28 protein-coding genes, 1 tRNA gene and 1 pseudogene are annotated in these 23,811 nt (G+C 44.1%); 12 read left to right on the top strand and 18 right to left on the bottom strand.

The window, feature by feature from the left end; translation table 11 throughout:
- Positions 1-173: pseudogene (locus tag A9957_RS02355) on the top strand (IS1634 family transposase); the annotation flags it as partial.
- Positions 174-259: 86 nt separating this feature from the next.
- On the opposite strand, the gene nth reads toward A9957_RS02355, so the two are convergent.
- The 6 genes from nth to dusB form a co-directional block, all read right to left on the bottom strand.
- Positions 260-925, bottom strand: coding sequence for an endonuclease III (nth, locus tag A9957_RS02350; RefSeq protein WP_292343047.1), 666 nt, complete (start codon positions 923-925; stop codon positions 260-262).
- 25 nt (positions 926-950) lie between these two features.
- Positions 951-1,829 carry a pyruvate synthase subunit PorB gene (gene porB / locus A9957_RS02345; RefSeq protein ID WP_096712060.1) on the bottom strand — a complete coding sequence of 293 codons (879 nt, stop codon included), beginning with the start codon at positions 1,827-1,829 and terminating at the stop codon, positions 951-953.
- Entirely contained in the window at positions 1,826-3,040 is a 1,215-nt protein-coding gene (gene porA, locus A9957_RS02340; protein ID WP_292343045.1) for a pyruvate synthase subunit PorA, read from the bottom strand. Before porA ends, porB begins: the two co-directional genes overlap by 4 nt.
- The gene (porD, locus tag A9957_RS02335; RefSeq protein WP_096712062.1) at positions 3,041-3,301 is read right to left on the bottom strand and encodes a pyruvate synthase subunit PorD; all 261 of its coding nucleotides are present in this window, start codon (positions 3,299-3,301) and stop codon (positions 3,041-3,043) included.
- Positions 3,301-3,846: a pyruvate ferredoxin oxidoreductase subunit gamma gene (locus tag A9957_RS02330; protein WP_096712063.1), complete on the bottom strand. Its 546-nt coding sequence runs from the start codon at positions 3,844-3,846 to the stop codon at positions 3,301-3,303. The genes porD and A9957_RS02330 overlap by 1 nt, the downstream gene beginning before the upstream one ends.
- A gap of 190 nt (positions 3,847-4,036) precedes the next feature.
- Positions 4,037-4,990 (bottom strand): tRNA dihydrouridine synthase DusB, encoded by a 954-nt coding sequence (dusB, locus tag A9957_RS02325; RefSeq protein WP_096712064.1) that lies wholly within the window; start codon positions 4,988-4,990, stop codon positions 4,037-4,039.
- Positions 4,991-5,057: 67 nt separating this feature from the next.
- On the opposite strand from dusB, the gene A9957_RS02320 reads away from it, so the two are divergent.
- Genes A9957_RS02320 through A9957_RS02310 form a run of 3 tightly spaced genes read left to right on the top strand, consistent with a single transcriptional unit; the run spans position 5,058 to position 6,811 of the window.
- Positions 5,058-5,609, top strand: coding sequence for a dephospho-CoA kinase (locus A9957_RS02320; RefSeq protein WP_096712065.1), 552 nt, complete (start codon positions 5,058-5,060; stop codon positions 5,607-5,609).
- The gene (locus A9957_RS02315) at positions 5,596-6,030 is read left to right on the top strand and encodes an RNA-binding domain-containing protein (protein ID WP_096712066.1); all 435 of its coding nucleotides are present in this window, start codon (positions 5,596-5,598) and stop codon (positions 6,028-6,030) included. The genes A9957_RS02320 and A9957_RS02315 overlap by 14 nt, the downstream gene beginning before the upstream one ends.
- A gap of 1 nt (position 6,031) precedes the next feature.
- Positions 6,032-6,811 carry a sugar phosphate isomerase/epimerase family protein gene (locus A9957_RS02310; RefSeq protein WP_096712067.1) on the top strand — a complete coding sequence of 260 codons (780 nt, stop codon included), beginning with the start codon at positions 6,032-6,034 and terminating at the stop codon, positions 6,809-6,811.
- Here A9957_RS02310 and A9957_RS02305 read toward each other — a convergent pair.
- Together A9957_RS02305 and A9957_RS02300 are read right to left on the bottom strand one after the other, a co-directional pair.
- Positions 6,801-6,971 carry a type II toxin-antitoxin system ParD family antitoxin gene (locus A9957_RS02305; protein WP_096712068.1) on the bottom strand — a complete coding sequence of 57 codons (171 nt, stop codon included), beginning with the start codon at positions 6,969-6,971 and terminating at the stop codon, positions 6,801-6,803. The genes A9957_RS02310 and A9957_RS02305 overlap by 11 nt on opposite strands.
- 576 nt (positions 6,972-7,547) lie before the next feature.
- Positions 7,548-7,621, bottom strand: a tRNA-Lys gene (locus A9957_RS02300).
- A 773-nt stretch (positions 7,622-8,394) separates the two neighbouring features.
- Here A9957_RS02300 and A9957_RS02295 point away from each other — a divergent pair.
- From A9957_RS02295 to A9957_RS02285, 3 genes are read left to right on the top strand one after another with little or no spacing between them, the layout of a single operon-like run.
- Positions 8,395-9,084, top strand: a complete 690-nt coding sequence (locus A9957_RS02295; RefSeq protein WP_096712071.1) for a metal-dependent transcriptional regulator — start codon at positions 8,395-8,397, stop codon at positions 9,082-9,084.
- A complete protein-coding gene (gene feoB / locus A9957_RS02290) occupies positions 9,068-11,041 on the top strand; it encodes a ferrous iron transport protein B (RefSeq protein WP_308736810.1) in 1,974 nt (657 codons plus the stop codon). Before A9957_RS02295 ends, feoB begins: the two co-directional genes overlap by 17 nt.
- 51 nt (positions 11,042-11,092) lie before the next feature.
- Entirely contained in the window at positions 11,093-11,311 is a 219-nt protein-coding gene (locus tag A9957_RS02285) for a hypothetical protein (RefSeq protein WP_096712072.1), read from the top strand.
- 2 nt (positions 11,312-11,313) lie between these two features.
- Here A9957_RS02285 and A9957_RS02280 read toward each other — a convergent pair whose 3' ends face one another.
- The 7 genes from A9957_RS02280 to A9957_RS02250 all read right to left on the bottom strand — a co-directional run bounded on the left by A9957_RS02280 (position 11,314) and on the right by A9957_RS02250 (position 16,198).
- Complete coding sequence (locus tag A9957_RS02280) at positions 11,314-12,105, bottom strand: C15orf41 family protein (protein ID WP_096712073.1); 792 nt, start codon at positions 12,103-12,105, stop codon at positions 11,314-11,316.
- Positions 12,092-12,763: an endonuclease III domain-containing protein gene (locus tag A9957_RS02275; RefSeq protein WP_292343043.1), complete on the bottom strand. Its 672-nt coding sequence runs from the start codon at positions 12,761-12,763 to the stop codon at positions 12,092-12,094. Before A9957_RS02275 ends, A9957_RS02280 begins: the two co-directional genes overlap by 14 nt.
- The gene (locus A9957_RS02270) at positions 12,735-13,115 is read right to left on the bottom strand and encodes a hypothetical protein (RefSeq protein ID WP_096712074.1); all 381 of its coding nucleotides are present in this window, start codon (positions 13,113-13,115) and stop codon (positions 12,735-12,737) included. The genes A9957_RS02275 and A9957_RS02270 overlap by 29 nt, the downstream gene beginning before the upstream one ends.
- A gap of 27 nt (positions 13,116-13,142) precedes the next feature.
- On the bottom strand, positions 13,143-13,991 hold the full coding sequence (locus tag A9957_RS02265) for a ribose-phosphate diphosphokinase (protein WP_096712075.1): 849 nt from the start codon (positions 13,989-13,991) through the stop codon (positions 13,143-13,145).
- A gap of 62 nt (positions 13,992-14,053) precedes the next feature.
- Entirely contained in the window at positions 14,054-14,521 is a 468-nt protein-coding gene (gene moaC / locus A9957_RS02260; RefSeq protein WP_292343041.1) for a cyclic pyranopterin monophosphate synthase MoaC, read from the bottom strand.
- 13 nt (positions 14,522-14,534) lie between these two features.
- Entirely contained in the window at positions 14,535-14,720 is a 186-nt protein-coding gene (locus tag A9957_RS02255) for a hypothetical protein (RefSeq protein ID WP_105460256.1), read from the bottom strand.
- Positions 14,721-14,731: 11 nt separating this feature from the next.
- Positions 14,732-16,198 carry an NAD(P)H-hydrate dehydratase gene (locus A9957_RS02250; protein WP_292343039.1) on the bottom strand — a complete coding sequence of 489 codons (1,467 nt, stop codon included), beginning with the start codon at positions 16,196-16,198 and terminating at the stop codon, positions 14,732-14,734.
- Between the two features lie 189 nt (positions 16,199-16,387).
- Here A9957_RS02250 and A9957_RS02245 point away from each other — a divergent pair, with 189 nt between their 5' ends.
- From A9957_RS02245 to A9957_RS02235, 3 genes are read left to right on the top strand one after another with little or no spacing between them, the layout of a single operon-like run.
- On the top strand, positions 16,388-17,797 hold the full coding sequence (locus tag A9957_RS02245; RefSeq protein WP_367121669.1) for a DHH family phosphoesterase: 1,410 nt from the start codon (positions 16,388-16,390) through the stop codon (positions 17,795-17,797).
- Between the two features lie 7 nt (positions 17,798-17,804).
- Positions 17,805-18,440, top strand: coding sequence for a YkgJ family cysteine cluster protein (locus A9957_RS02240; RefSeq protein WP_292343038.1), 636 nt, complete (start codon positions 17,805-17,807; stop codon positions 18,438-18,440).
- A gap of 51 nt (positions 18,441-18,491) precedes the next feature.
- The gene (locus tag A9957_RS02235; protein WP_292343036.1) at positions 18,492-19,778 is read left to right on the top strand and encodes a 3-isopropylmalate dehydratase large subunit; all 1,287 of its coding nucleotides are present in this window, start codon (positions 18,492-18,494) and stop codon (positions 19,776-19,778) included.
- Between the two features lie 121 nt (positions 19,779-19,899).
- Here A9957_RS02235 and A9957_RS02230 read toward each other — a convergent pair whose 3' ends face one another.
- The gene (locus tag A9957_RS02230; RefSeq protein WP_241646038.1) at positions 19,900-20,331 is read right to left on the bottom strand and encodes a CBS domain-containing protein; all 432 of its coding nucleotides are present in this window, start codon (positions 20,329-20,331) and stop codon (positions 19,900-19,902) included.
- A gap of 129 nt (positions 20,332-20,460) precedes the next feature.
- Here A9957_RS02230 and A9957_RS02225 point away from each other — a divergent pair, with 129 nt between their 5' ends.
- On the top strand, positions 20,461-20,754 hold the full coding sequence (locus tag A9957_RS02225; RefSeq protein WP_096712081.1) for a phosphoribosyl-ATP diphosphatase: 294 nt from the start codon (positions 20,461-20,463) through the stop codon (positions 20,752-20,754).
- A gap of 4 nt (positions 20,755-20,758) precedes the next feature.
- On the opposite strand, the gene A9957_RS02220 is transcribed toward A9957_RS02225, so the two are convergent.
- The gene (locus A9957_RS02220) at positions 20,759-21,634 is read right to left on the bottom strand and encodes a CBS domain-containing protein (RefSeq protein WP_096712082.1); all 876 of its coding nucleotides are present in this window, start codon (positions 21,632-21,634) and stop codon (positions 20,759-20,761) included.
- 117 nt (positions 21,635-21,751) lie between these two features.
- On the opposite strand from A9957_RS02220, the gene A9957_RS02215 reads away from it, so the two are divergent.
- A complete protein-coding gene (locus tag A9957_RS02215; protein ID WP_292343034.1) occupies positions 21,752-22,702 on the top strand; it encodes an NOG1 family protein in 951 nt (316 codons plus the stop codon).
- Position 22,703: 1 nt separating this feature from the next.
- Here A9957_RS02215 and A9957_RS02210 read toward each other — a convergent pair whose 3' ends face one another.
- Positions 22,704-23,810, bottom strand: coding sequence for a pyridoxal phosphate-dependent aminotransferase (locus A9957_RS02210; RefSeq protein WP_292343032.1), 1,107 nt, complete (start codon positions 23,808-23,810; stop codon positions 22,704-22,706).
- Position 23,811 lies beyond the last annotated feature (1 nt).

Below are 23,811 nucleotides of genomic sequence, written 5' to 3'. Positions count from 1 at the left end.
TGCGATATGAGTATGATGAACTCAAATCTAAGTCTACAAAATTCATTAAAAATAGCTTATTGAATTTGACAGTTACCGTGGATTACATGAGAAATAAGGCAAAAAGATACATTTACGCTAACTTTGATGCTATAAATACACTGATTTTAAGGCAAAAAGGGATGAAATCGTAGAAATTGACTTGAATTATTTAATACTGTCAAATGGTTTTTCCTGACAAAAAAGTGAAATTTTTAGGTTGGAAGAGGAGACGGTTTCTTCAGCAAGGAGTGGATACTGTCAAACTTGGGTTAATACTAGAAGGACAGAGATGACGTACAACACATTCTCCACAGGCGGGTTTGCGGGCAAAACATATGTTCCTGCCATGTAATATCAGGGTCAGGGAAAAATCATCCCACTCACTTTGATCGACAAGTTCTATCAGATCCTTTTCAATTTTGACAGGATCCTTATTTTCAGTAAAACCCAGTCTTGTAGCAAGACGTTTGACGTGGGTATCCACAGCAATACCCGCTTTTACACCAAAACCCCTGGCAAGCACTATATTGGCAGTTTTGTGAGCCACCCCGGGCAGTTTTAACAGGTCTTCCATCGTGGATGGAACTTCACCCCCAAAATCCTCGATGATAATTCTGGCACTCTGTTGCAGATGTTTGGCCTTGTTGCGGTAAAAACCCGTGGAATAAATATCCTTTTCCAGTTGTCGGATGTCCGCATCCGCATAATCAAAAACCGTGCGGTATTTCTTGAACAACTCACGTGTCACTTTATTGATCTGCACATCCGTACTCTGGGCTGAAAGAATAGTGGCTACCAGCAGTTCCAGAGGGTTTTTGAAATGCAGAGCAGGCTGCGGATCAGGATACTCCTTTTTAAGAAGTTCCCATATTTGAGGGAAATTAGAAAGATTACTTGCCGCCATAGAAAAAGAAAAGGAGATTTCAGACTTATTCAAGCCCGAAATCTTCAATGTTTTTATCTGCAAGTGCCTGGATCAGTTTGAGTTGTTCCTCTCCGCCTTCCATTTTGAAAAGATGTTTGAACCTTTTCTGCATCTTGAGATAATCCTCGACAGGCTTTTTCTGTTTGCCTATTTTGCGTACCTTTGTAACTTCACCATTCTCCATTTCATACAGCGGCCACAGACCGGTCTGTACTGCCAGTTTTGCAACTTCCACAGTCTTGGAAGTGTCAAAACCCCATCCTGTGGTACAGGGCGCATGGGCATGAATGTAGGTTGGGCCTTCAATCTCGGTTGCTTTCTTGATCTTTTTGATCATATCCCTGGGATAACCCAGGGAAGTTGTAGCAATGTATGGAGAACCATGAGCTGCCATAATTGCAGGCATGTTCTTCTTGGGCCTGGGGTTCCCATAGGAAACCTTTCCGGCAGGGCTTGTTGTGGTAGACGCATCAAAGGGTGTAGCACCACTCCTCTGCACACCGGTATTCATGTATGCCTCGTTATCGATACATACATAGGTTATATCATGGCCTCTCTCAAAGGCACCGGAAATGGATCTCATCCCGATATCAAGAGTAGCACCATCTCCTGCCAGAGCGATTACCTTGGTATCACCTTTATTACCCATTGCCTTAAGGGCAGCCTCCACACCGGAAGCCACAGCCCCTGCATTCTCGAAGAGGGAATGAACCCACGGGACCTCCCAGGAAGTTTCAGGGTAAGGTGTACTCATAACTTCCAGACAGCCGGTAGGGGATATAATAATACAGTCCTCTCCTGCGGCCATAAGGGTGAACTTGGCCACCATTGCATCACAGCAACCTGCACAACCACGGTGTCCTGATGTAAACAATGATTTCACAACAATTCCTCCTTCAGATCAGCATATTTGCTCTCAGTGTTGATACCCGAAGAGATTATGCCTTTAGCTTCCTCCACTATATCCTCAATGGTTTTTTCGGGTATGTCACGACCACCGTGTCCGATCATCCGGCCCACTATCGGGACATCAACCTTAGTATTATACAGGCTTGCCTTGGTCTCGGTAAACAGGGATCCTTCATTGAGTCCCAGGGAGATGTTCTTGTCAAGTGCGACAACAACCTTTGCATCCTTGATAACATTCTTTATTGCTTCTGCCGGGAATGGCCTGAAAGTCCTTACTTTAAGTAAGCCGATCTTGACTCCCTTCGCACGGAGTTTATCCACGACATCCCTGATGGTTCCTACAAGTGAACCCATAGCCATAAGGATTATATCAGCATCTTCTGTCTCGTATTCATCGATCAGACCACCATAGTACCTTCCAAATATTTCATAGAACTCATTGGCAGCTTCTTCTATCTTGGGCAGGGCATTATCCATTGCCTGTTGCTGCAGGTACCTGAATTCGGTATATACAGTCGGGTCTGCAAAGGCACCGAATGTAAGCGGGTTTTTAGGATCGAGTGAGTATTCCGGTTCATAAGCAGGCAGATATTCATCCACAAGGTCCTGTTCCAGCAAGACCACGGGCTCATAAACATGAGACAGGATGAAACCGTCCATACAGGTCATTGCAGGCATCATTACATCCTTATCTTCTGCAACCTTGTAAGCCTGAGCGGTCATATCCGAGATTTCCTGCAGATCTTCGGCATACATCTGGATCCAGCCTGTATCCCGCTGAGAGATGGAATCCTGCTGGTCGTTCCAGATATTAATCGGGGCACTGACCGCACGATTTGCGATGGTCATTACAATCGGCAGGCGCATTCCTGATACGTTAAAAAGCACCTCATGCATCAGTTCCAGCCCCTGTGAGGTGGTGGCTGAATAACACCTGGCACCTGCTGCTGCAGAACCTACAAGAGCCGAAAGGGCGGAGAACTCTGATTCGACTGTTATATATTCACAGTTTGGAATCTTACCATCGGCCATGAACTGGGAAAGGTCCTCCACAATATGGGTCTGTGGTGTGATAGGATATGCGGAAATAACATTTGGCCTGCATACCTTCACAGCATGGGCCACTGCATAGGAACCTTCGGCCACATCCATCTTATCCTTGTCAAGGGTACGTATAACTGTCATTTATTTCTCCTCCAGTACCATATCAATGGCTTCCGTGGGACATTCATTGGCACAGATTCCGCATCCTTTGCAGTAATCATAATCAAATTCAAAGAATCCGTCGTCCATGGGTAGTACTGCCATATCAGGACAGAGCAGTTCACATAATTTGCATTTGATACATTTGTCGTAATCAAAGACTGGTCTGAAAGTTCTCCAGCCACCTGTCTTGTTTACCCTCGTGGTACCGGGTTGACAGACTCCTCCGAGTTGTATGCTCATTATTTATCCTCCGCCATCAAGTCATAGGCTTTCTGCACAGCCTCTGCATTTTTCTCTCCTATTTTACCAGAGAAGCGCCCCTTTACTGCATTAACAATTGAACTGGCCCTGACCTCGCCCGTTGCACCGGCAAAGGCTCCTAAAAGAACAGTATTGACAATAGGCCTTCCAATGATATCAAGAGCTACCTTTGTTGCATTCACGGTCATTATACGGGCATTTGTGTCAAGATCAAAATCTTCCGGAGCAAAATCAGAATTAATAAGTATGATACCATCATCTTTTGCCCCGCTGTCAATATCCACTACCTCAAGAAGAGTGGGGTCCTGAACGATTATGTAATCTGGTTCATAAATCTGGCTTCTGAGCCTGATTGGGGCATCACTGATCCTTGTGAAAGCCTGAACCGGCGCTCCACGTCTTTCGACACCAAAGGCCGGGAATGCCTGGCTAAACTGGCCATCCTCAAAAGCGGCGCCTGCCAGTAGTTCGGCTGCTGTAACCGAACCCTGTCCGCCTCGACCATGTATTCTTATTTCTTTCATCTGTATTCTCCGTAACAAACGTAATGAACATATATTGTAGATAGCGGATACGAACCCGCATGCATCAACAATTACCGTTTGGATGGTAATTGGAATAAATGCAATGTTTAATTGTGTAGAATAGCTAATTATTATTTAGTTTTTCGGTGATAACAGATAAAAATTATTTTAAAAAATCCTAAAAGAACAATTATGACTCCTTGCATAGCATTCCCATCCTGGAAATGATATCATCACTACTCTTTACGTTCTGGATGGATTTGCGAAATGACCTGGAACCTGCAAGACCCCTGGTAAACCACGCAGAATGTGCTGCCAGGTTTACATTTTTGTCCAACCCATAGGTTTCCAGCAGTTTCAGGTATTCCTCCAGACTGCTTTTTCTCTGATCACAACCGGCTGGAGGGGACTCCGTGCCGCTTTCAAGAAATGACCCTATCCTTGAGAAGATATCAGGATCTCCCATGGCTGCCCGCCCTATCATAAGACCGTCACATCCCGTATATTCAAGAACCTGGGCAGCAAAAACACCGTCCCGTATATCCCCGTTTGCAATAACAGGAATTGATAGTTCCTCTTTTATCCTGCGAGCGTGCAAATGATCCGCCAACCCCGAATAGTGCTGCATGGCAGTCCTTCCATGGACTGTTATGGCCGAGACACCGGCGTTTTCAAGCCTTGATGCAAGTTCCACAGTCTGTGACACATCCCTGAATACGCGTATCTTTACAGTCACAGGCACATTTACTGATTCCACCACACACTGTATAATATTTTCCAGCACATCGGGTTTTTCCATAAGCTTTGAGCCCGCACCCGTTTTTCGGATTCTGGGAGACGGGCAGCCCGCATTGATATCTATAATTGAAGGAGATGATTCATTTTCAATCAGGCAGGCAGCCTTTGCCATAGAAACCGGAGAATTGCCAAATATCTGGACACCGAATATACCCTCATCCGGAAAACTTAGAGCCATCTGATGTGATTTTGCATTGTCGTGCAGTATCGCCTCGGAATTGATCATCTCGGTAAAAGCAAAAGATGCACCCCTACGCCTGCAAACTACCCGGTAGGCAAGATTGGTTACCTCTGCCATTGGAGCAAGCAAAAGGTTTCCTCCAAGCCTTATCTTTCCGATTTGCATGATATTCCATAGGGATAACGATATATAAATAATAACATATCATAGGGCAGGAGAGGAGAAACAACTCATGAAAATAATAGCCTTTGTAGGAATGCCCGCCTCCGGGAAATCCGAAGCCTCAAAAGTGATCCGTAATATGGGAATTAATGTAATCAATATGGGAGATGTGATACGGGAAGAGGTCAAGCACCGCCAGCTCGATCCAACAGACAGCAACACTGGAATGGTAGCCAATGACCTGAGGGACAAAGAAGGCATGGATGCAGTTGCCAGGAGATGTATCCCGAAAATCAAACAGAATGATAACGATGTTGTTGTGATCGATGGCATCCGCGGGATTGCAGAGGTGGAAATTTTCAAGAAAGAATTTGGAGATGAGTTTTCATTAATCGCTATAAGCAGTCCTATTGAAAACCGGTTTAAACGTGTGCGTAAAAGATGCAGAAGCGATGACATGCAAAAAATCGAAGATTTGAAAATCAGGGACGAAAGGGAGATGAAATGGGGAATGGGTCAGGCAATGGAAACTGCCGATGTAACCATTGACAACACCGCAAGTCTCAAGGAATTTAGAAAACAGGTGAAAGATACGGTGGGAAGAATAAATGGCCAGCGTTAAGTTTTGGGCCCGTGTAAATCCAACAGAGGATGTCTCAAAGGTATGCGAGGCGCTTACAAGGATTAGTGGTCTTGCACCCCGTTTAGATGATAATATCGCAGTTATAGATTGCAACCATCGTGACCTGCAAATATTCCACCACCTGCTGCGGGATGAAGCAATCCTCGATACCGCAAGGTCCGTTCTCGAAAAAGGAATACACAGCCCGGAAGAAAAAATAAGTTTCATGCTCAATAAACAGGTTGCTTTTGTGGGACGCATCAGTTTTCCTGCAGGAGAAGAAGAGCTAGGGTCGATCCATGTGGAAATTAAATGTAATGAAGGGGAACTGGAAGATATAATTAACTGGTTAGCCCCTCCCACAGAAGAAGGAAAACCTGTTTATGAAAAGGAAATGCCCCCATTAAGAGAAGGTGAGTAAGTTGCCACCGGCAATCGGGTTTTCTGCAAGAGCAAGCGGGGAAATGCCACTTGAATGGGCTTATGAACTGGAAGAGATGGGATATTCAGCAATTGAACTTGTACAGGAAGGAAAACAGAAAATTACTGCTGAAAACATTGACAGGATACAACAGATAAAGGATACAACAAACCTGACCTTCACAATACACCTGCCGTTTTCTGACATAAACCTTGCAACCCTCAATCCCGGTATACACAAAGAAATTATAAGGCAGATGGGACATTGCCTGCACATGGCATCAGGTCTTGCTGAAATCGCAGTAATCCATCCTGGTTATCTCTCCCCTGAAGGAGCATTATATCCCGAAAAAGCCTGGGACAATACGATAGGATCACTGAAAGAGATAAGCACGATTGCAGAGGATAAAGGAATTACGATTGCACTGGAGAATATGCCAGATATGCCTCACATATTTGGAAAATATCCTGCTGAAATACTGGAAATAATAGAAAAGGCAGATTCGGATAATATAGGCATGACACTGGATATTGGCCATGCCAATACAATGGGCTTGCTTGATGAGTTTCTGGATTCCTGCAGAGAAGTAATGATCCATTCCCACATACATGACAACCATGAAAAAAGGGATGAACACCTCCCTCTTGGCAAAGGCTGTATTAATTGGAAAAAAGTATTTGACAGGGTTGACGGTTATGAAGGGTTGTTTATTACAGAAATGAAAAATCTGCAAAATGGTACAGAATGCATGGAATATTTGAAATCAAATCTTATTCTTTAATTCTTCCGTGCCTTGTGTCCACATCATCCATCCTATCCAGTAATTTACGGATTGCAGTCCGAATAGCATCCGACTGACTCACGAATTTCCTATCTACCCCTACATGACAATTAAGATCATCAAGCAACTGCTGGGGGATATCCACACTAACCTTGGGCATAAATCTCACTCTCCTGTGAATTTTATATAAGATAATAACTGATAATACATATAAACAACTCGTTGAAAACGGGCCTAAGAAAATAAAGTTGGCATACGTTCAATTATGTTTATAGAATAAGGGGAGTTCTATTTCAACAACCGGATACAACATATTTTTGGGATTTTACAAAATAATAAGCTCTATATTGAAACCTATAGAGGAAAAGCCAGACACAAAATACTCTGGTATTGAGTGGGATGTATCACACAAGCGGCTCAAACCTGGGGAAATATCACAATAACGGGCAATACTAAGCCCGACGCCCGCATAAACATGATCGTGAGATTCAAGGTGGCAGTTGAGGTGCATGATGGCAGGTACAGTCATGATTTCCGGAAAGTGCAAATTCCAGAAGGCCGAATGAATTTAAAGTCCAAACAAGGCCTGTTAAGAACATGACATTTACCGTTAAAATGTTGATGCCTTCCCGACAACACAGGGATGCTGAAGAGTCGGTGGCCACATACATAGACACAAATGTGCCTTCCGGCACCTTCAATATATTCTTAGATTAAAATAAGAAAAGCAAATAGGCGGGCCGGAAGGGATTTGAACCCTCGGCCTATGGATTAAGAGTCCATCGCTCTGCCTGACTAAGCTACCGGCCCATTTGTGCGGCCCTTCATAAGCATTACCTGAATATATACGTTTCGGCAAAAAGATAGGCACTGTTCAGTTAAAAAATAACTAAATGGGGATTCATCCCCCCATTTAAAGGGGATGAAAATGGAACAGAATGCATAATTAGATTTAGTGCCGGTAGATATTAAATCTTACGTGCAAAGGAAAAGAAGGAATCTAAAAGCCATAGCATTATCCATACTTGTGTACCAGCAGGGACTTAAGTTTGAGGAAAAACTCAGAACTATTATTATAACGCGGCTATAAATCCCGATTCTAAAAGAATAATCTATGCCAAGATATATCCTACAAGGAACCACTTAACTACGAAATCTTTCTTTAAGGATTTGAAACGAATATATGGAGAAATGCCAAAGAGGGCAGTTGTGGATGGGGGGCCATGGTACACTGTTATGGAGAAACCCGGGATTAAGAGAACTGTAATATCCGAGGATATCAGAAATTATATCGAGCGATGATTCAAATCTGTAAAAAGGAGGATTAAGGTGTTTGATAAATATTTCCCACATAAAGAGGGACTTGTTCAGCATATTAATAACTGGATACAGATGTTTAATCATAATTACATCAGAAATCATCAAAATCTAAATTCATATACGCCGTATCAATGGGAAAGATGTTTTAACTGAACAGTGTCTTTGTGTACAGCCGTTAAATATATATCTATAGATTCTCTACTTCACTTTCGCATAACCTAATATAATATGTATTCTAATTTTCCTCTAGCAGTGGGTCATTTATGTATATTGAGAGAACCGAAGAATATCTGGAAACCATACAGGGTTTGATCACTCGCACCAGTTCCCCGGCCAAGAACAAGGATATAGCAAAGGAACTTGAAATTGCTCCGGCAACAGTTACTGAAATGATACAGCGTCTCTCGGATGAAGGTCTTGTGACTCATGCTCCTTATCGCGGGGTTGAATTGACCGAATCCGGAATAATACAGGCCAACAATCTCCAGCGAAAACATCTGGTGCTCAAGAACTTTTTCACCAGGGTACTTGATATAAATGAAGAAGTAGCGGACCAGGAAGCCTGTGCGCTCGAACATGTTATGTCAGATGTTGTACTTGAAAGAATGTGCTCTTATCTGGCAGAAAAAGGCCTTTGCGATATTTCTGAAACCACTCTGCCTGCTAAATGTAGTTTGAGCAGGGAACATTATATTTCTCTTGTAGAAATGAATGAAAAGACTAAAGGAAAAGTGGTAATGGTTGCCCTGCCAAAAGAGACCAAGGATAGGCTCACGTCACTGGGGATGGTCGCAGGAGAGGATATTGAAATCAAAAGAAAACAGAAACAGGGATGCATTTCTATAATTACCAAGGGTACTGAAATAGCCCTGGGAAAAGAAGTGGCGGAAAAAATCTTTGTAAAACCTGCAGAAAACGACCACAGGCAGCGGAGACGTGGTACTCATTCCTGATTCTTGCTGCGGGGCAGCCGAAAAACGCATGCATGACGGCGATCATGACATGACAATTGCCTTTGTTGGCAATCCCAGTGTAGGTAAAAGTGCTTTTTTTTCCAGGGTCACCGGTGTGGGTGTCATGGTTTCCAATTATCCGGGAACCACTGTGGAAATGACACGCGGGACTGTAAAGGTTGGCCAGAAGAAAATAGATATCGTTGATTTGCCGGGTATTTATTCACTGGGTACATCCACAGAGGACGAACGGGTCTCAAAGGAATACCTGCTGCGTGAATATCCCGATGTGATTGTAAATGTGGTGGATGCCACAAGACTGGAACGTAACCTGTATCTTACCCTCCAGATACTGGAACTCGGTGTACCCGTAGTAATTGCCCTAAATCAGCTGGATGCCGCCAGGGAAATGGGTATTGATATTGACGCCCCCAAATTATCCCGGCTACTTGGTGTGCCGGTTGTACCTACTGTTGCCACCAAGGGAATCGGGCTTGAGGAGGTCCTGAAAGAAGCAGTTGACCCATCCCTTTCACCAGCAGGGCGAATCCGTGTTCACTATGATAACCATATAACTAACGCTATCAATGACCTTGGAGTGGATTTTCCTGATACTGCCTCTGTAATAAGATTGCGTGCCCTTGAAAATGACAGTGATTTTGTACGCATGTGCTGCAGACCCCATGAGGCAGACCTGCTTTTGTCAAAAGCTTCAGAAATGGCTTCAGAGATCGAAGATGCCCACAATATGGCTATTTCAGATACCATGGCAAGAGACCTCTATGGGGAAGCCGGCCAGATTACAGACTCGGTGCAGTCAATTGTAGAAAAGGACACTTCTCTAAAGCATCGTATTGATGATATGCTCACATCTGAATATGTGGGTGTCGTGGGTCTTGCAGCAGCCCTTTTACTTACTTTCCTTCTGGTTTTCAGGGTTGGGGGATTCCTGGAAGAGGGAATCGTCCATCTTTTCGAAACCTACCTCATAGCTCCGGTTGAAGCGGAGCTTGCAGCAAGCAACCCCCTTGTGCGCAATGTGATCATCTATTCCCTGCTGGGCATAGAGGCTGGATTTGCCATTGCAATTCCCTACATAGGGATTTTTTATATTATACTCTCCATTTTCGAGGATTCGGGATACCTGACTCGCGCAGCTTTCCTGCTGGATAACCTGACCCACAGGATGGGATTGCATGGTAGGGCAGTGATTCCCCTGGTACTGGGATTGGGTTGTAATGTACCGGCAATCATGGCTACCCGTGCATTGAATACATTGAGGGAAAGGCGTATCGCTTCGGTTCTCATATCCCTTATCCCCTGTTCTGCAAGGACTGTTATTATTCTGGGACTTGTAGGCACTTTTGTAGGTTATTGGGCTGCAGTATCTATCTATGTGCTGGAAATCTTTATAATTTTCATAACCGGCTGGATATTGGGTAGGGGTCTTCCCGGGGAGCGGACCGGTTTTATAATGGAGATGGGTCCGTTGAGACATCCTGATGTTGTGTCCACTCTTAAAAAGACCTGGCTTAGGATACGTGAGTTTGTCTACATCGCTTTTCCTCTGCTGATAGTGGGGAGTGCATTTTTGGGTGGGCTGGATAGCCTGGGTATACTGGATATTTTCGAGAATGCCGTATCTCCTATATCTGTGGGGATTCTCGGTCTGCCTGCTTTTGCTGCCACAGCACTTGTATTCGGTATATTGCGCAAGGAAATGGCGCTTGAGGTACTGGCGGTACTTGCGGGTACTGCTAATTTTGCAACGGTATTGACGCCTCTACAGATGTACGTGTTTGCTGTAATTACAACAATATATATTCCATGTGTTGCAACCATTGCAATACTTAAACATGAGCTGGGCACAAGGGATACTGTTATGATCTCCACATTTACGATACTCCTTGCATTCACAGTGGGTGCAGTGGTCTACCAAATCGGAATGCTCTTGTAAAATAGGTAAAAATCGGCAGGTTTTTAAAAACAATCAACGGTGTTAACTTTAATGACACGCATCACTGATCCCCGGAAAAGAAATGCAATATCTGTTTTACAAGATATTTTTGAAATGAACAATATGAGGGAACCTGTGGGAGAAGAGGTAGATTCGTTGCTCGAAACCATAGGCACACATGCCAGTCTTGTAGAGGGCGATGTTTTATTAAAGGAAGACTTTGGTGATACAGGCCCTTATTCGCCATTGAGAGACAATGAAGGAATGTAATTTTACCAGTCAGGCGCGAGATTGAGTAAATCTACTATATCCCGCAGGATGTCTGGATCAAACTCATCATCTATCCTGTAGTCACTTATTACATGGCCTTCCAGGCTGATCCCATCCACATAACCGTACCAGTATATCACCATTCCACTGCCATATAATTCTTCATAGTGGAAAAACTGCTTTTTGATATAGGTCTGATGATCGGTTTCGTTACCAAATACGGCTTTGCTTTCGATCCAGTTTACCTGCTGACCCCGGATCTCAACAGGATCAGGAAGGAAAAAATCAGGTGTCTTTTCTGCACTTTGTTTTCTCAATTCTTCTTCTGTTAGATATTCGATATTTCTGTATTCAAGCCACTTGGCTACAATCATTTCCCCTAATATTCCTTTCCTGGCCTGAAAAGAGTGGGCTTCAGGTGAAAAATAAAGATCTATTTCAAGAGCTTCCTTTATTTCAGATGCAAGCCGGTTGTCTTCTATCTCATCTAGGTGGTTGAATACGTATTTCTTGGACATCCCCATCTCTTTTAGCAGCGTTGTAGCTATAAGTGTAGGAGGGAATTTGTATTCTTCTGAAAGTTGAATTATACTGCTGCCCCTTTTCCATTTTTTGAGCAGTAAAGCACTTTTATTCTGTATGATATAGTATTTTTTCTTGACATAATCGATAATTTTCTGGTGCAGGATGGAAGCGATTACGCCTACGGGCTGGCAGTAATCCAGGGCCAGTTTTTCGAAGTCTGAAGCATTCGTGACGCTTCGGTGTATCTCATTGAATTCAGTTTTGTCCATCTTTGTTCCCCTTCAGGAGACATTTGTGGCACTGCTTGGTCGCACAGTACCTTTTAGCGTACTCCACTATCAGGGCGTGATATTCCTTGTACATTTCCACATCTTTTGGAATATTCTTCTCGAACATTTCCTGCAGCTGGTGGTAATTGCTCTCAATTCCGATACATCGCATTATTCTGGTCGTATATGCATCAATTACAAAACAGGGTTTCCCGGCAGCATATAAGAGGATACTATCCGCAGTTTCAGGTCCGATACCCTTTAATTCAAGTAAAAGCCTGCGCAGTTTTTCTGTTGGAAGCGAAAAAAGTGCTTCTTCTCCGTGATGATCAAAATAGATTGATATCTCCTGTAATCTGCTGGCCTTTTGTCTGTAAAATCCGGTACATCTGACATCCTCTTCAAGTTCCTGCAGATCTATCTCTGCCAGTTTGCCGGCCTCAATCATATTCTTCTGTTTGAGGTTATCGATAGCTTTTTCCACATTGGTCCATTTTGTCTGCTGGGTAAGTATTGCTCCGACTATAACCTCAAAAGGGGTTTCAGCAGGCCACCACTGCTGTGAACCAAATTCCCGGATAAGTGTGTTATAAACAGATTGCAGCATCTCTGCATGCATATTATCTGCTTTATCTGTCGGACCAGAACTCTTCTTCATAATCATCTGGAAGGTCAAGTTCCATTGCTTTATCTATACTTTTCCTCTTTCCTTCTGTGGATATCTCTCTGGTTTTTTCTTTTGTGGGAGCCTTATCTCTTCCTGGTTGTGGGATTTCTTTTGTGGGTTCTCTGGAATCTACCGGTGGTTCTGTTCTGTCCCTGAGTTTTTCCTTCACACGTTGAGCATATTCATCCACTACAGATTCGGAACTCCTTCTCATTTTTGTGGTCTGATTATACCCAACGGAACAGTTCTCATCACCGCTACGCCAATCCACATGGTAGAGGTGACACTTTCTTTTTTTGCACACATGAGTCCTATCAATGGGACAGATTTCCGGTAAAGACATACTTAACACTCCTCATATAGGTGAATATTAGAGGCTTTTAAGAGTATCGGCTATCAGGGGGGCTACCGAGATACTGCTCTGTGGTTTTTCAAGGGTATCAGTGGATATAATCTCCTTGACACCAGCATTGTAAAGACGCACCACGGCATTGCGTGCAAGTACCGGGTGTATACAGGCAACATATATGTCTGCTGCACCCTGCTCTTTAAGCATACGGATAGATTCTGCCATGGTACCACCGGTTGCAATCATGTCGTCCAGCAGTATCAGATCCCTTCCGCTCACATCAATCTCTTTTTCAGCAATCGTTACACTTTCTCCGCTATGCCTTGTTTTTTCAAGTTGTTCGTAGGGAATGCCTATATCTGCAGATGCACTTTTTGCAAGTTCGAGGGCACCAACATCCGGGGAGATTATGAGTGGATCTGTCAGGTTCAGAGAACGTATATGATTCCCGATTAAGTGTGAAGCGTCAAGGTCAAAGGAATCGGCATTGAAATGTTCAAGTATGCTTCTCTCATGTATGTTTACAGTGAAAACCCTGTCAGCATTAATGGTTCGGCCAATTGCACGCGCACTGACCGGTTCTCCCCGATTGAAAACTTTGTCCTGTCTGGCATATCCCATATACGGTATTACAACGTTGATGGTTGGTGCTTCTTCACAAGCATCTATTAATTGTAGCAGGGCTACATAATCACTATCTGTAGGTGTACTCTGTATTATAGTAACATCATCGATGCTGTCATCCCTGATGCGGGTATACAGTTCCCCGTCAGGGAATCTTTTATAGTCGCATATTGTGGGAGGCGTATTGAGTTGCTGTGCCACTTTAGAGGCAAGCAATTGGGAAGCTGGTCCGGCTATTATTTTCACATCATTCCCTCGCTTTTTTGATAATGGTTATGAATGCACTGGTGACTTATAAGAATTAGGTATCAGCTTTCTTTTACTTTATGTATTACCTCAATATCAGTGATCCGGGTATGGGGATAGTTTCCGGTTTCATCCTTCTCAAGTGCCTTGACCATGTCCCATATTGCAAGGAGGGCACAGCTTACGCCTGTAATTGCTTCCATTTCCACGCCGGTCTGGCCTCTGGATTTGACGGATAGGTTAACAGTAATCCTGTCTTTACATATCTCAAAATCCATGTCGATACCGGTTATCGGGATCTGGTGGCACATCGGAATAAGTTCCGGAGTCTTTTTGACAGCCATTATGGCGGCAATACGGGCTGTGGCCAGTACATTGCCCTTTTCGACATATCCCTTTTGGATTTCTTCAATGGTTTCTTTACAAAGGAATATACTCCCCCGGGCAAGAGCAGTGCGTTTGACCTCGCTTTTTCCGGATACATCGACCATATGAACATGGCTATCTTTGATGTGAGTGAATTCTCCCACGGATTCGCCCCATTTAATCTATTCTGAGATTCTGGCGCTGCTTATAGTCCTCAAGTTTTTTCCCGAGGGCTTCGTACAATGTCTGGGCTTCACCAAAACTCAACTTGATGATTTCTTCATCTTCTCCATGACTGATTATAACTCGCAGTCTGTTCCTTTCAATATCCACTACAACATTCCTGTCTTTTGTATGTGTCATTTTATCACCTGTTATTGTCTCATAATGTCTGTAATATGTTCGATCACATCTGTTGCCAGTAATCCGTACCCCTTTTTTGCAAAAGCCACATCTCCTGCCTCTCCATTAACAAATGCCCCGCAGCAAGCGGCATTAAACGCATCCGTGCGACAGAACAGGGCACCCACGATTCCTGCGAGCACGTCTCCTGTGCCGCCAACGGACATACCGGCATTTCCACTATAGTTTTGTCTTATGTATTTGCCATCAGAAATAATATCGGTTTTCCCCTTTAGGATGGTTATAACTTTATTTTCCCGGGAAAAATCATGTAACATTTTGGCCCTTGCAGGCAGTTCTTTTTCAACTTCCTTTCCTGTAAGTCTGGCGAATTCCCCGGGATGAGGCGTAAGTATCATTTCACAATTTTCAGGAGGGGGCAGTTGTAATTCATTAAGGGCATCTGCGTCCGCAACAACTTTCTTGCATAGGGGCAGGATTTGGTGTATTGCCTGGTGTATTGTTTCTTCGTTACCCAGCCCCATTCCGATAACCACCACATCGTGTGCATGAATAAGGTCTTTTAAGATTTCAATATCGTTTGTATGCAGAATTTCAGAGGATAATTTCCTGACAATGAGGTTGGGGGAAAATGAGGCGATTGTGTCCGACACATTTGCCGGGGAGGCAACGGTCACAATGTCTGCACCGGTGCGCAGGGCAGCCATTGCTGAAAGGGCCGGTGCTCCGGAGTATCTACCTCCTCCGATGATAAGTACCCTGCCTGACTGTCCTTTATGTGAATCAATACGACGTTTGAGCAGAGGTTCCAGGTCCCCTCTGTTTACAGTGTCTTCTGCGTCCCTGCAAACGCCGATATTGATAACTTCGACATCTCCTGTAAATTCACCCTGGTTTTCGAGGCCGGTTTTCATTCTGTGGAATGTCAGGGTTGTATCTGCCATGACAGTATTCTCACCCTTTCCAGTAGCAGGATCGAGACCCGAGGGCGTGTCTACTGCAACCACATAGGAGTTGCCGGTATTAATGGCATCTATCAATGTAGCTTCAGGTTCCCTGACATGTCCCCGGATTCCCGTGCCAAGCAGGCCATCTACAATGACATCCGCTTCTTTGAACCATTGGAAAACATCGGATTGTGTGGAATCCGTAATCTCAGCCAGGCCCTTAATACCACAATGTTTCAATAAATTGAAATTTTCCAATGCGTCCTTTGTTCTTATGCCGCTTGCTTTCCCCGCCAGGATCACCCTTGCTCTAATATTATCATAATAACTTAGATGACGGGCGGCAACAAATGCATCGCCGCCATTATTTCCCCTTCCTGCCACGATCAATACATTGTTGTGAACATCCAGGGATAACACTTTACGTGCAATCGCAGCTCCTGCATTTTCCATAAGCTGTATCCCTTTCAATCCCAGATGTGTGCAGTTTGTGTCTATGGCTTTCATTCTGTCAGGTGTAATAGATTGCATTCTTTCCTCTGTTATTTATTGTTCTTCTGAGTTAATGAAATTTCTGCTGTTTTATCTTTTATTCACCATTTTGAGACGAAAATGTCTTAATAGTTAGGGATTATTTCATCTTCTACAGGGAGGTATATTCTCATTCCCGCCGCACCAAAAGAAAATGAACCTGAAAGGACACGTTTTAAACCTACCTATCTGATACTTGGAAGTGGAAGTATTGGTTTTGCCACAGCAAAGGCATTGAGGGAATTAGGAAAAGAACTTATCATAGTTGATAAGGACCCACAAAAAGTCGAGACCCTGCGTGAGGAAGCCTATGAGGCGATAGTGGGTGATATTTCCGAGATTGAAACTCTACGTGGCCTTCAGACTAAAAAACTATCCGGTGTATTGATTGTCAGTTCAGATAACGAGGCCAATAAACAGGCTCTCAGGAATGTGAAAAAACATTTCCGTCCTTCTCTCTACTGTGTTGCAAGGGCATCGGATGTAATTAATCTGCAGGAAATGGAAGAAATTGGTGCGGATTTTGTGTTCATGCCATCCCGGATAGTATCAAAATCCCTTTCAAGGTCCCTTGAACGTGCTGAATCTGTGAGAATCGGTAACCAGCTTTCCCAGTGGTTCAGAAAAAACACTGGGAAAAGCCTTGCTGTAGTGGTTCATGATAACCCTGACCCTGATGCTATAGCAGGTGCCCTGGCCCTTAAACTCATGGCCGAAAATTATGGTCTGTATCCCACGATTCTCTATAATGGTGAAATAGGCCATCAGGAGAACAAAGCATTTGTAAACCTGCTGGGTATCAATCTCGAGCATATGGAAGGTCGGGATATATCTGAATTTGATGAGATTGCTCTTGTCGATTGTGCGGTGGCAGGGTCAAACAATATGCTTCCAGAAGGGACACATATTGGTGTGGTAATAGACCACCATCCTGTAGGTGATGCTGAAATAGATGCTGATTTTATTGATATTCGCCCCAATGTGGGGGCTTCTGCTACTATAATGACCAAGTACCTGCAGGAATTGAATATAGAAATCAGCAGTGAAATTGCCACAGCTCTGCTGTATGGCATTCGTACCGATACACTGGATTTTAAGCGCAACACCGATCCCAATGATCTTTCAGCTGCTTCTTTCCTTTATCCGATGGCCGACCATGAAGTTCTGGATCAGCTTGAAAGGCCGTCAATGTCTATCGAAACCCTTGATGTACTCGGCCAGGCTATCAAGAACCGGCAGGTCATTGGTAGCTACCTGCTTTCCAATGTGGGAATCATCCGGGACAGGGATGCTCTTCCCCAGGCAGCCGATTACTTACTCAATCTTGAGGGTATATTTACCACAATAGTATTTGGTGTAAGTGATGATGTTATCTATATTTCAGGACGCAGCAATGATATCCGTGTCAATTTGGGTACCATCCTGAAAAAGGCCTTTGGTGAAGGTTCTGCCGGAGGTCATTCCACAGCTGCAGGTGCACAGATCGCTCTGGGGGTTTTCAGTGACATAAAGGACCGTCAGACTTTACTGAAACTCGTGGATGAAGCAGTAGTTAAGAAATTCCTCAAGGCTGTTGGGGTAGAGGAAGTGGATGAATAAGATCTGAATGAAAGAAAAAGAATCTCGCTCACTTATTTTGAAGGATCTGGAAAACCAGATCCTGGAATCTATTTCTATACCTCTTCATGATCTGGTCATGGAAATAGCCCGTACTGGTTTCAGATGCATTGGATGTGGCAGGTGCTGCAAATTTTCCACAGGAGATAACAGCGTACTGCTAACCTATTTTGATATTGGCAACTTGAAAAAAAGTGGCAATATAGATGCTATTGAACCGACAGTAGCAGAAGAAGATATGTTTCTGGCAGATACTGAAGGTAATGTACATACATTTGGCTGGAGGCTCAAAAGGAAAACAAACGGCGAGTGTGTCTTCCTGGGTGATGCCGGATGTACCATATATCCCTTCAGGCCCCTTCTCTGCAGGACCTATCCCTTCTATATTGCAGAAGGCAAGCTGGAAATTTCTGAATGCGGTGGTATGGATAGGGTTTTTTCCCTTTATCATGCGCGCAGGCTTGCAGATGAAGTGTTACAACGCTATATAATTGAACTTCGGGATACTCTGATGACCTACAGGCACTTTAATGAGGGATTATTATTTCTGGTATCCCGGCCTGTTGCTGATTATAAAATGATTGTACATGATAGCAGGGGTAAATGGAAACCCGATGACAAATGATTCTATCGATTGGTTTATTAATTATATCACACATTATTTTTGCTGATTATCATGTCTGCCAATGACTCTCATCCAATGACAATTTCAGAAAAGATATTTTCCCGGGCATCGGGCAAGGAAGTCAAAGCCGGGGACTTTGTCCTTGCTAATATTGACCTTGCAATGACCCATGACATAACCGGTCCACTGGCTGTAGATGGTTTCTATGAAATCATGAAAGGCAGGGACGAGAAAAAAGTGTGGGATCCCAGCAAGATTGTAATCCTGTTTGACCATCAGGTTCCGGCTGATTCCCTCCATGCAGCAAAGAATCATATCATGCTGCGTGAGTTTGCACAGGAACAGAATATTCTCAATTATGACGTTTATGAAGGGGTCTGTCACCAGGTGGTGCCCGAAAAGGGACATGTGAAACCCGGTGACCTCGTAGTAGGTTCGGATTCACATACATGTGCCTATGGTTCCCTGGGGGCTTTTTCCACCGGTGTGGGCTCTACGGATATGGCAGCGGTACTTGCTTCTGGCAAACTCTGGTTCCGTGTTCCCCAGACCATTCGCTTTGAAGTTGAAGGAAAATTGCCCGAGAGGGTTTATTCCAAGGACCTCATCCTTCACCTGATAGGAGATGTGGGTGTTGAAGGTGCAAGATACATGGCTGCGGAATATGCAGGTTCGACAGTACGTTCCTTTTCTATCTCCGAAAGGATGACCATGTCCAATATGGCCATAGAGATGGGAGGAAAAGCAGGTATCATCGAACCGGATAGTGTTACCGAAAAATATCTTCAGGAAAGGATTCCTGGATACAAGCTTGATTCCCATTGGGTTTCCGATGAAGGTGCGGATTATCAGGATATCCGTCACTACGATGTGTCGAACCTGGAGCCACAGCTTGCCTGTCCTCATAATGTTGACAATGTAAAGCCCGTTTCAGAATTAGAAGGAACAAAAGTGGATCAGGTATTCGTAGGCTCCTGTACCAACGGCAGGTTTGAGGACCTTGAAATTGTTGCCAATATGATGGGTGATGAACCCGTTGCAGAGGGCGTCAGGCTGCTGGTTATACCTGCTTCAAGGACTGAATACATGAAAGCCCTCAGGGCCGGCTATATAGAACAGTTCATGGAAGCCGGTGCAATTGTGGAATCTGCATGTTGTGGACCTTGTATGGGTGGCTCATTCGGCCTTCTGGGTGACGGTGAAGTTGGCCTGGCAACCTCTAACAGGAACTTCCGTGGCAGGGAAGGAAGTGCTGAATCCTTTGTTTATCTGGGCTCTCCTGCGACAGCTGCAGCTGCTGCACTGACAGGTGAAATAACCGATCCAAGAAAAATATAAGTAAGCAGTAGACGGGAGACCACAAAAAATATATTTATCAATGTTAATTGGATGATAAGACGTTGGCTGAAAAGCTTAAAGGTGTCCCGTCATACTGGTTTTTCTTCCAACGTCATCCTATTTATTTTTGAACAAGATATTTTATTACGTCTACCGGGCTCAGTATCCCGATTGGCCTGTATGACGCACCTACCTTTTCCTCTGACATTACTATCAGGCGATGAATGTGCTTTTCAGCCATCTGTTTTGCCGCATCCTTTAGTTTCATATCCGGATTTACGGTTTTAACAGATGATGCCATCAAATCTTCTATTGAGGCAATTTCCCAGTTTTTGTTTCCGAGTCTGGAGAGAATATCCATTTCGGAAACAAATCCAAAGGTTTCACCATTTTCGTCAACTGCTACAACAGCAGAAACATCACGATTTGCCATTGTTTCTGCTACCTCTGCTGCGGTTGCATCCATTGGTACTGTAACCACTCCTCTGCTCATTGCATCTTTTACCTGCATATTTTCCCCTATCATTTTTCTGACTCCTTGGAAAGATATCATTTACCTCTTCCTCATTTAATTTATTTTTTGCAGGCATATATAGGCATTGGCTATTGAAGAAGGGAAAATCATATAATATCATATATCCTTTGGAAAACTTGTATTCCTTTCTTCAGGGAGTGATTACCAATGAGTTCAATTTCAGTTCTAGAAGACGTATATGATGTTATAGAAGATCGCAAAGAAAACGCAGTTGAGGGTTCTTATGTATGCTCTCTTTTGAAGCACGATAAAGGGATGGATAAGATTCTGGAAAAAATAGGTGAAGAATCCACTGAAGTAATCCTTGCCGCAAAAAATGGACAGAAAGACAGGATTATTGAGGAATCCTGCGATTTGTTTTTCCACATGCTGGTTATGCTTTCAGCCAACAATATTACCCTGGACGAGATATCTGCTGAGATGAAAGGCAGACGTCACTGATATTTCAGTAAACAGCAAGTTCGTGCAGTACATCGGTTTTTGATAACAGTCCTGCAGGCTCGTCGTTGAGTGTCACCACAAGTCTTCCGATGTCATACTTGTTGAACATCTGGACCGCATCACTGAGGGAAGAATTCCCGTTAATGGTGATAAGATCCCTTGTCATAATATCTTTAACTTTGAGTGTCATTTTTCCACTTGCAAGAGCTTCTCCTATATCTGTGAATGTCACAACCCCGACCATCTTGCCATTATCTTCCACGGGAGCACCGTGTATATTGTTGCTTACCAATATCCTGGCAGCTTCCTGGATGGTTGAATTGACATTCACATAAATTGGCTGGTGAGTTATGTAATGTTTGACGGATTTTTTGGGTAGTGAAACCATTTCGTTTATTGAGAATAGAAGGGAATTTTCGGTATCATCCCTGCCTACAATTTCCCCTCGGACTATCAGCCTGTTTACAGGTGTTGGGCCTACCTGCACCTGGTCTCCTTCGAGGAAACTGCGGACATTGCCTATTACTTTAATCCTGCCATTGCAAAGGTCTGGATGCCTGACTGTTGTGAATATGATCTCAGCAGCTGTAGCTCCCTGTACAAGTTCCCCATTACGATAGATAGGCACAATTGCTTCATGTTCCATGGATGTGACACTAAGAGCTTCATAGGCGGTACCCGTTGCACGGTATCCTCCTTTTGGGCCGGGGACTCCTTCTACAAGTCCCAGCATTTTCAGGGATTGCATCTGGTTTCGGACTGTCCCTGGATTGCGGTCAATCAGATCGGCAATCTCTTCCCCTTTAACGGCCGAATCTTTCTGGCGCTGTAAATTTATCAATGCAATTAGTATTTCTTTCTGGATTGGAGTAAGTTCCATGATGACCACCGCTTTGTAGTAAGAAATGATCAAAAGCTGTATTTATAAATAGTGTTTTTGCAGAATAAAGACTATATATCTTACTTGTGTTTGTCGCAATCGGAAGGTAATCGTATCATGATATTTGAGAAGATTAGTACAGTACCTACAGAAGATGAACTTGTAGACAAGGCTTTCAGGCGGGCCAGTCGTGCAAATGCAGGTAAGAAGAGAGGAGGTAGGGAGGCTGCTCTGAAAGCAGACGAATCAATGGTACTTACTGCAGGTAACATCCTGACAGATAATCTCTCCAATATTGTGAGGAGGTTCCCCAGTTTTGAAACCATACCACCTTTTTATTATGAACTGGCCCAGATTCTTGTTGATGTCGACAGGATGAGGCAATCCTTATCCCGGCTTGACTGGGCATCTTATAAGATCCATGATCTCTCCAGAGAATATGTCCAGAAAATGAGAGGTGCCCCTTCATCACCACAGGTACGAAAAGAAGCTTTTGGCAGGATGGCTTCCGTTATTTCATCCATCAAGAAGGACCTTTTGTATCTGAATGAAGCACGCAACAAGCTTCGCAAGCTTCCGGATGTGAGGGAAGAACCCACAATAGTTGTGGCGGGTTATCCCAATGTGGGTAAGTCGAGTTTTGTGGCTGCTGTCACCGATGCAAGACCAGAGGTTGCCTCATACCCCTTTACAACCAAGGGTGTTACGATAGGTCACTTTATGCGAGGATATAACCGCTATCAGGTAATCGACACCCCCGGTCTGCTCGATCGTCCTATGTCGGATCGCAACGAAGTGGAGATGCAGGCTATTACTGCTCTGAAATATCTTGATGCAGTGGTAATTTTCATCCTTGATCCCAGCGAAACCTGTGGCTATGAAATGTCCCAGCAGGTAAAATTGCTTGATGATGTGCGGAATAATTTTGGATTGCCTGTGCTGGTCGCTGCAAACAAATTGGACCTTTGTGGAAACAACACATTTAAAGTGGATATTGAAATGTCCACCCTCTCCGGTGAAGGAATAGATGAGGCGCTTTCGTTGTTACTCGAGCGTCTGGAAGAATAATTTAGAGTATTTCTTCCATAATTTTCATTGCTTTTTTTATGTTTTCCATGGAGGTGGCGTATGATATGCGCATATGTCCTGCTCCACCTTCACCGAATGCTTCACCCGGCACGACCACTACTCCATTTGCGATAAGTTGCTGGGCGTATTCAGGTTCGACCTCGGGAAATGCATAAAATGCACCTGCGGGCTTGTGGCATTTGATACCCATCCCATTGAGCCCTTCTATGAGCATATCCCTGCGTTTTTTAAATTCTTCGCGCATATGCACAACCGGGTCAAAGGGTCCCTGAATGGCAGCAAGGGCAGCCCTCTGGGACATGGAACATGCACACGCCTGTACATATTGATGAACTTTTAACATTTGCTGGATGTATTCTGAAGAAGCGGTTACATATCCCAGTCTCCAGCCGGTCATCGAATAGGTCTTTGATGTTGCATTCACGGTAATTACATTGTCAGAATATTGGGCGGGGCTGACATGTTCTCCTTCATAGATGAAATGCTCATAGACTTCATCAGAAATCAGTGTAAGGTCATAGTCATCTGCAATCTCGGCAAATCCTTTCATATCCTTTTTCGTCTGGACGGACCCTGTGGGATTGGAAGGAGAATTCACGATAAAAGCTTTGGTTTTTGACGTGATCTTTTCCATCACGTCTTCAGGTTGCATTCTCAGGTCATCGGACAGGGGCACACCGATTCCTTTTCCTCCCATGATTCCTGCCAGAGATGCGTATGATACGAAACCCGGATCTGCAAGAAGAACTTCATCTCCCGGGTTTACCAGTGATGCAAGTGCAATCTCCAGGGCTTCTGAGGCACCGGACGTTACGATTATGTCATCCGGTGTAGTGGCAATTGCATTTTCTTCCCGGAACTTTTTGCTCAATGCCTCCCTGAGTTCTGTGATGCCGGGTCCCAGGGTATAGCCTGTAAATCCTTCATTTATGGCATCGATTGCACCCTTTTTTACATGTTCGGGAGTGTCGAAATCCGGCTGGCCCAGGCCAAGATTGATGGCATCCGATCCGGCCGCTTCGAAGATCTTACGGATGCCGGATGTATCAATGCCCTGTACCCTTTGTGAGAATTTCCCGGCAAACATG

It is taken from the genome of Methanohalophilus sp. DAL1, assembly GCF_001683555.1.
Classification (GTDB): domain Archaea; phylum Halobacteriota; class Methanosarcinia; order Methanosarcinales; family Methanosarcinaceae; genus Methanohalophilus; species Methanohalophilus euhalobius.
The sequence above is the reverse complement of the archived record's forward strand: the minus strand, read 5'-3'. Positions and strand labels throughout refer to the sequence as shown.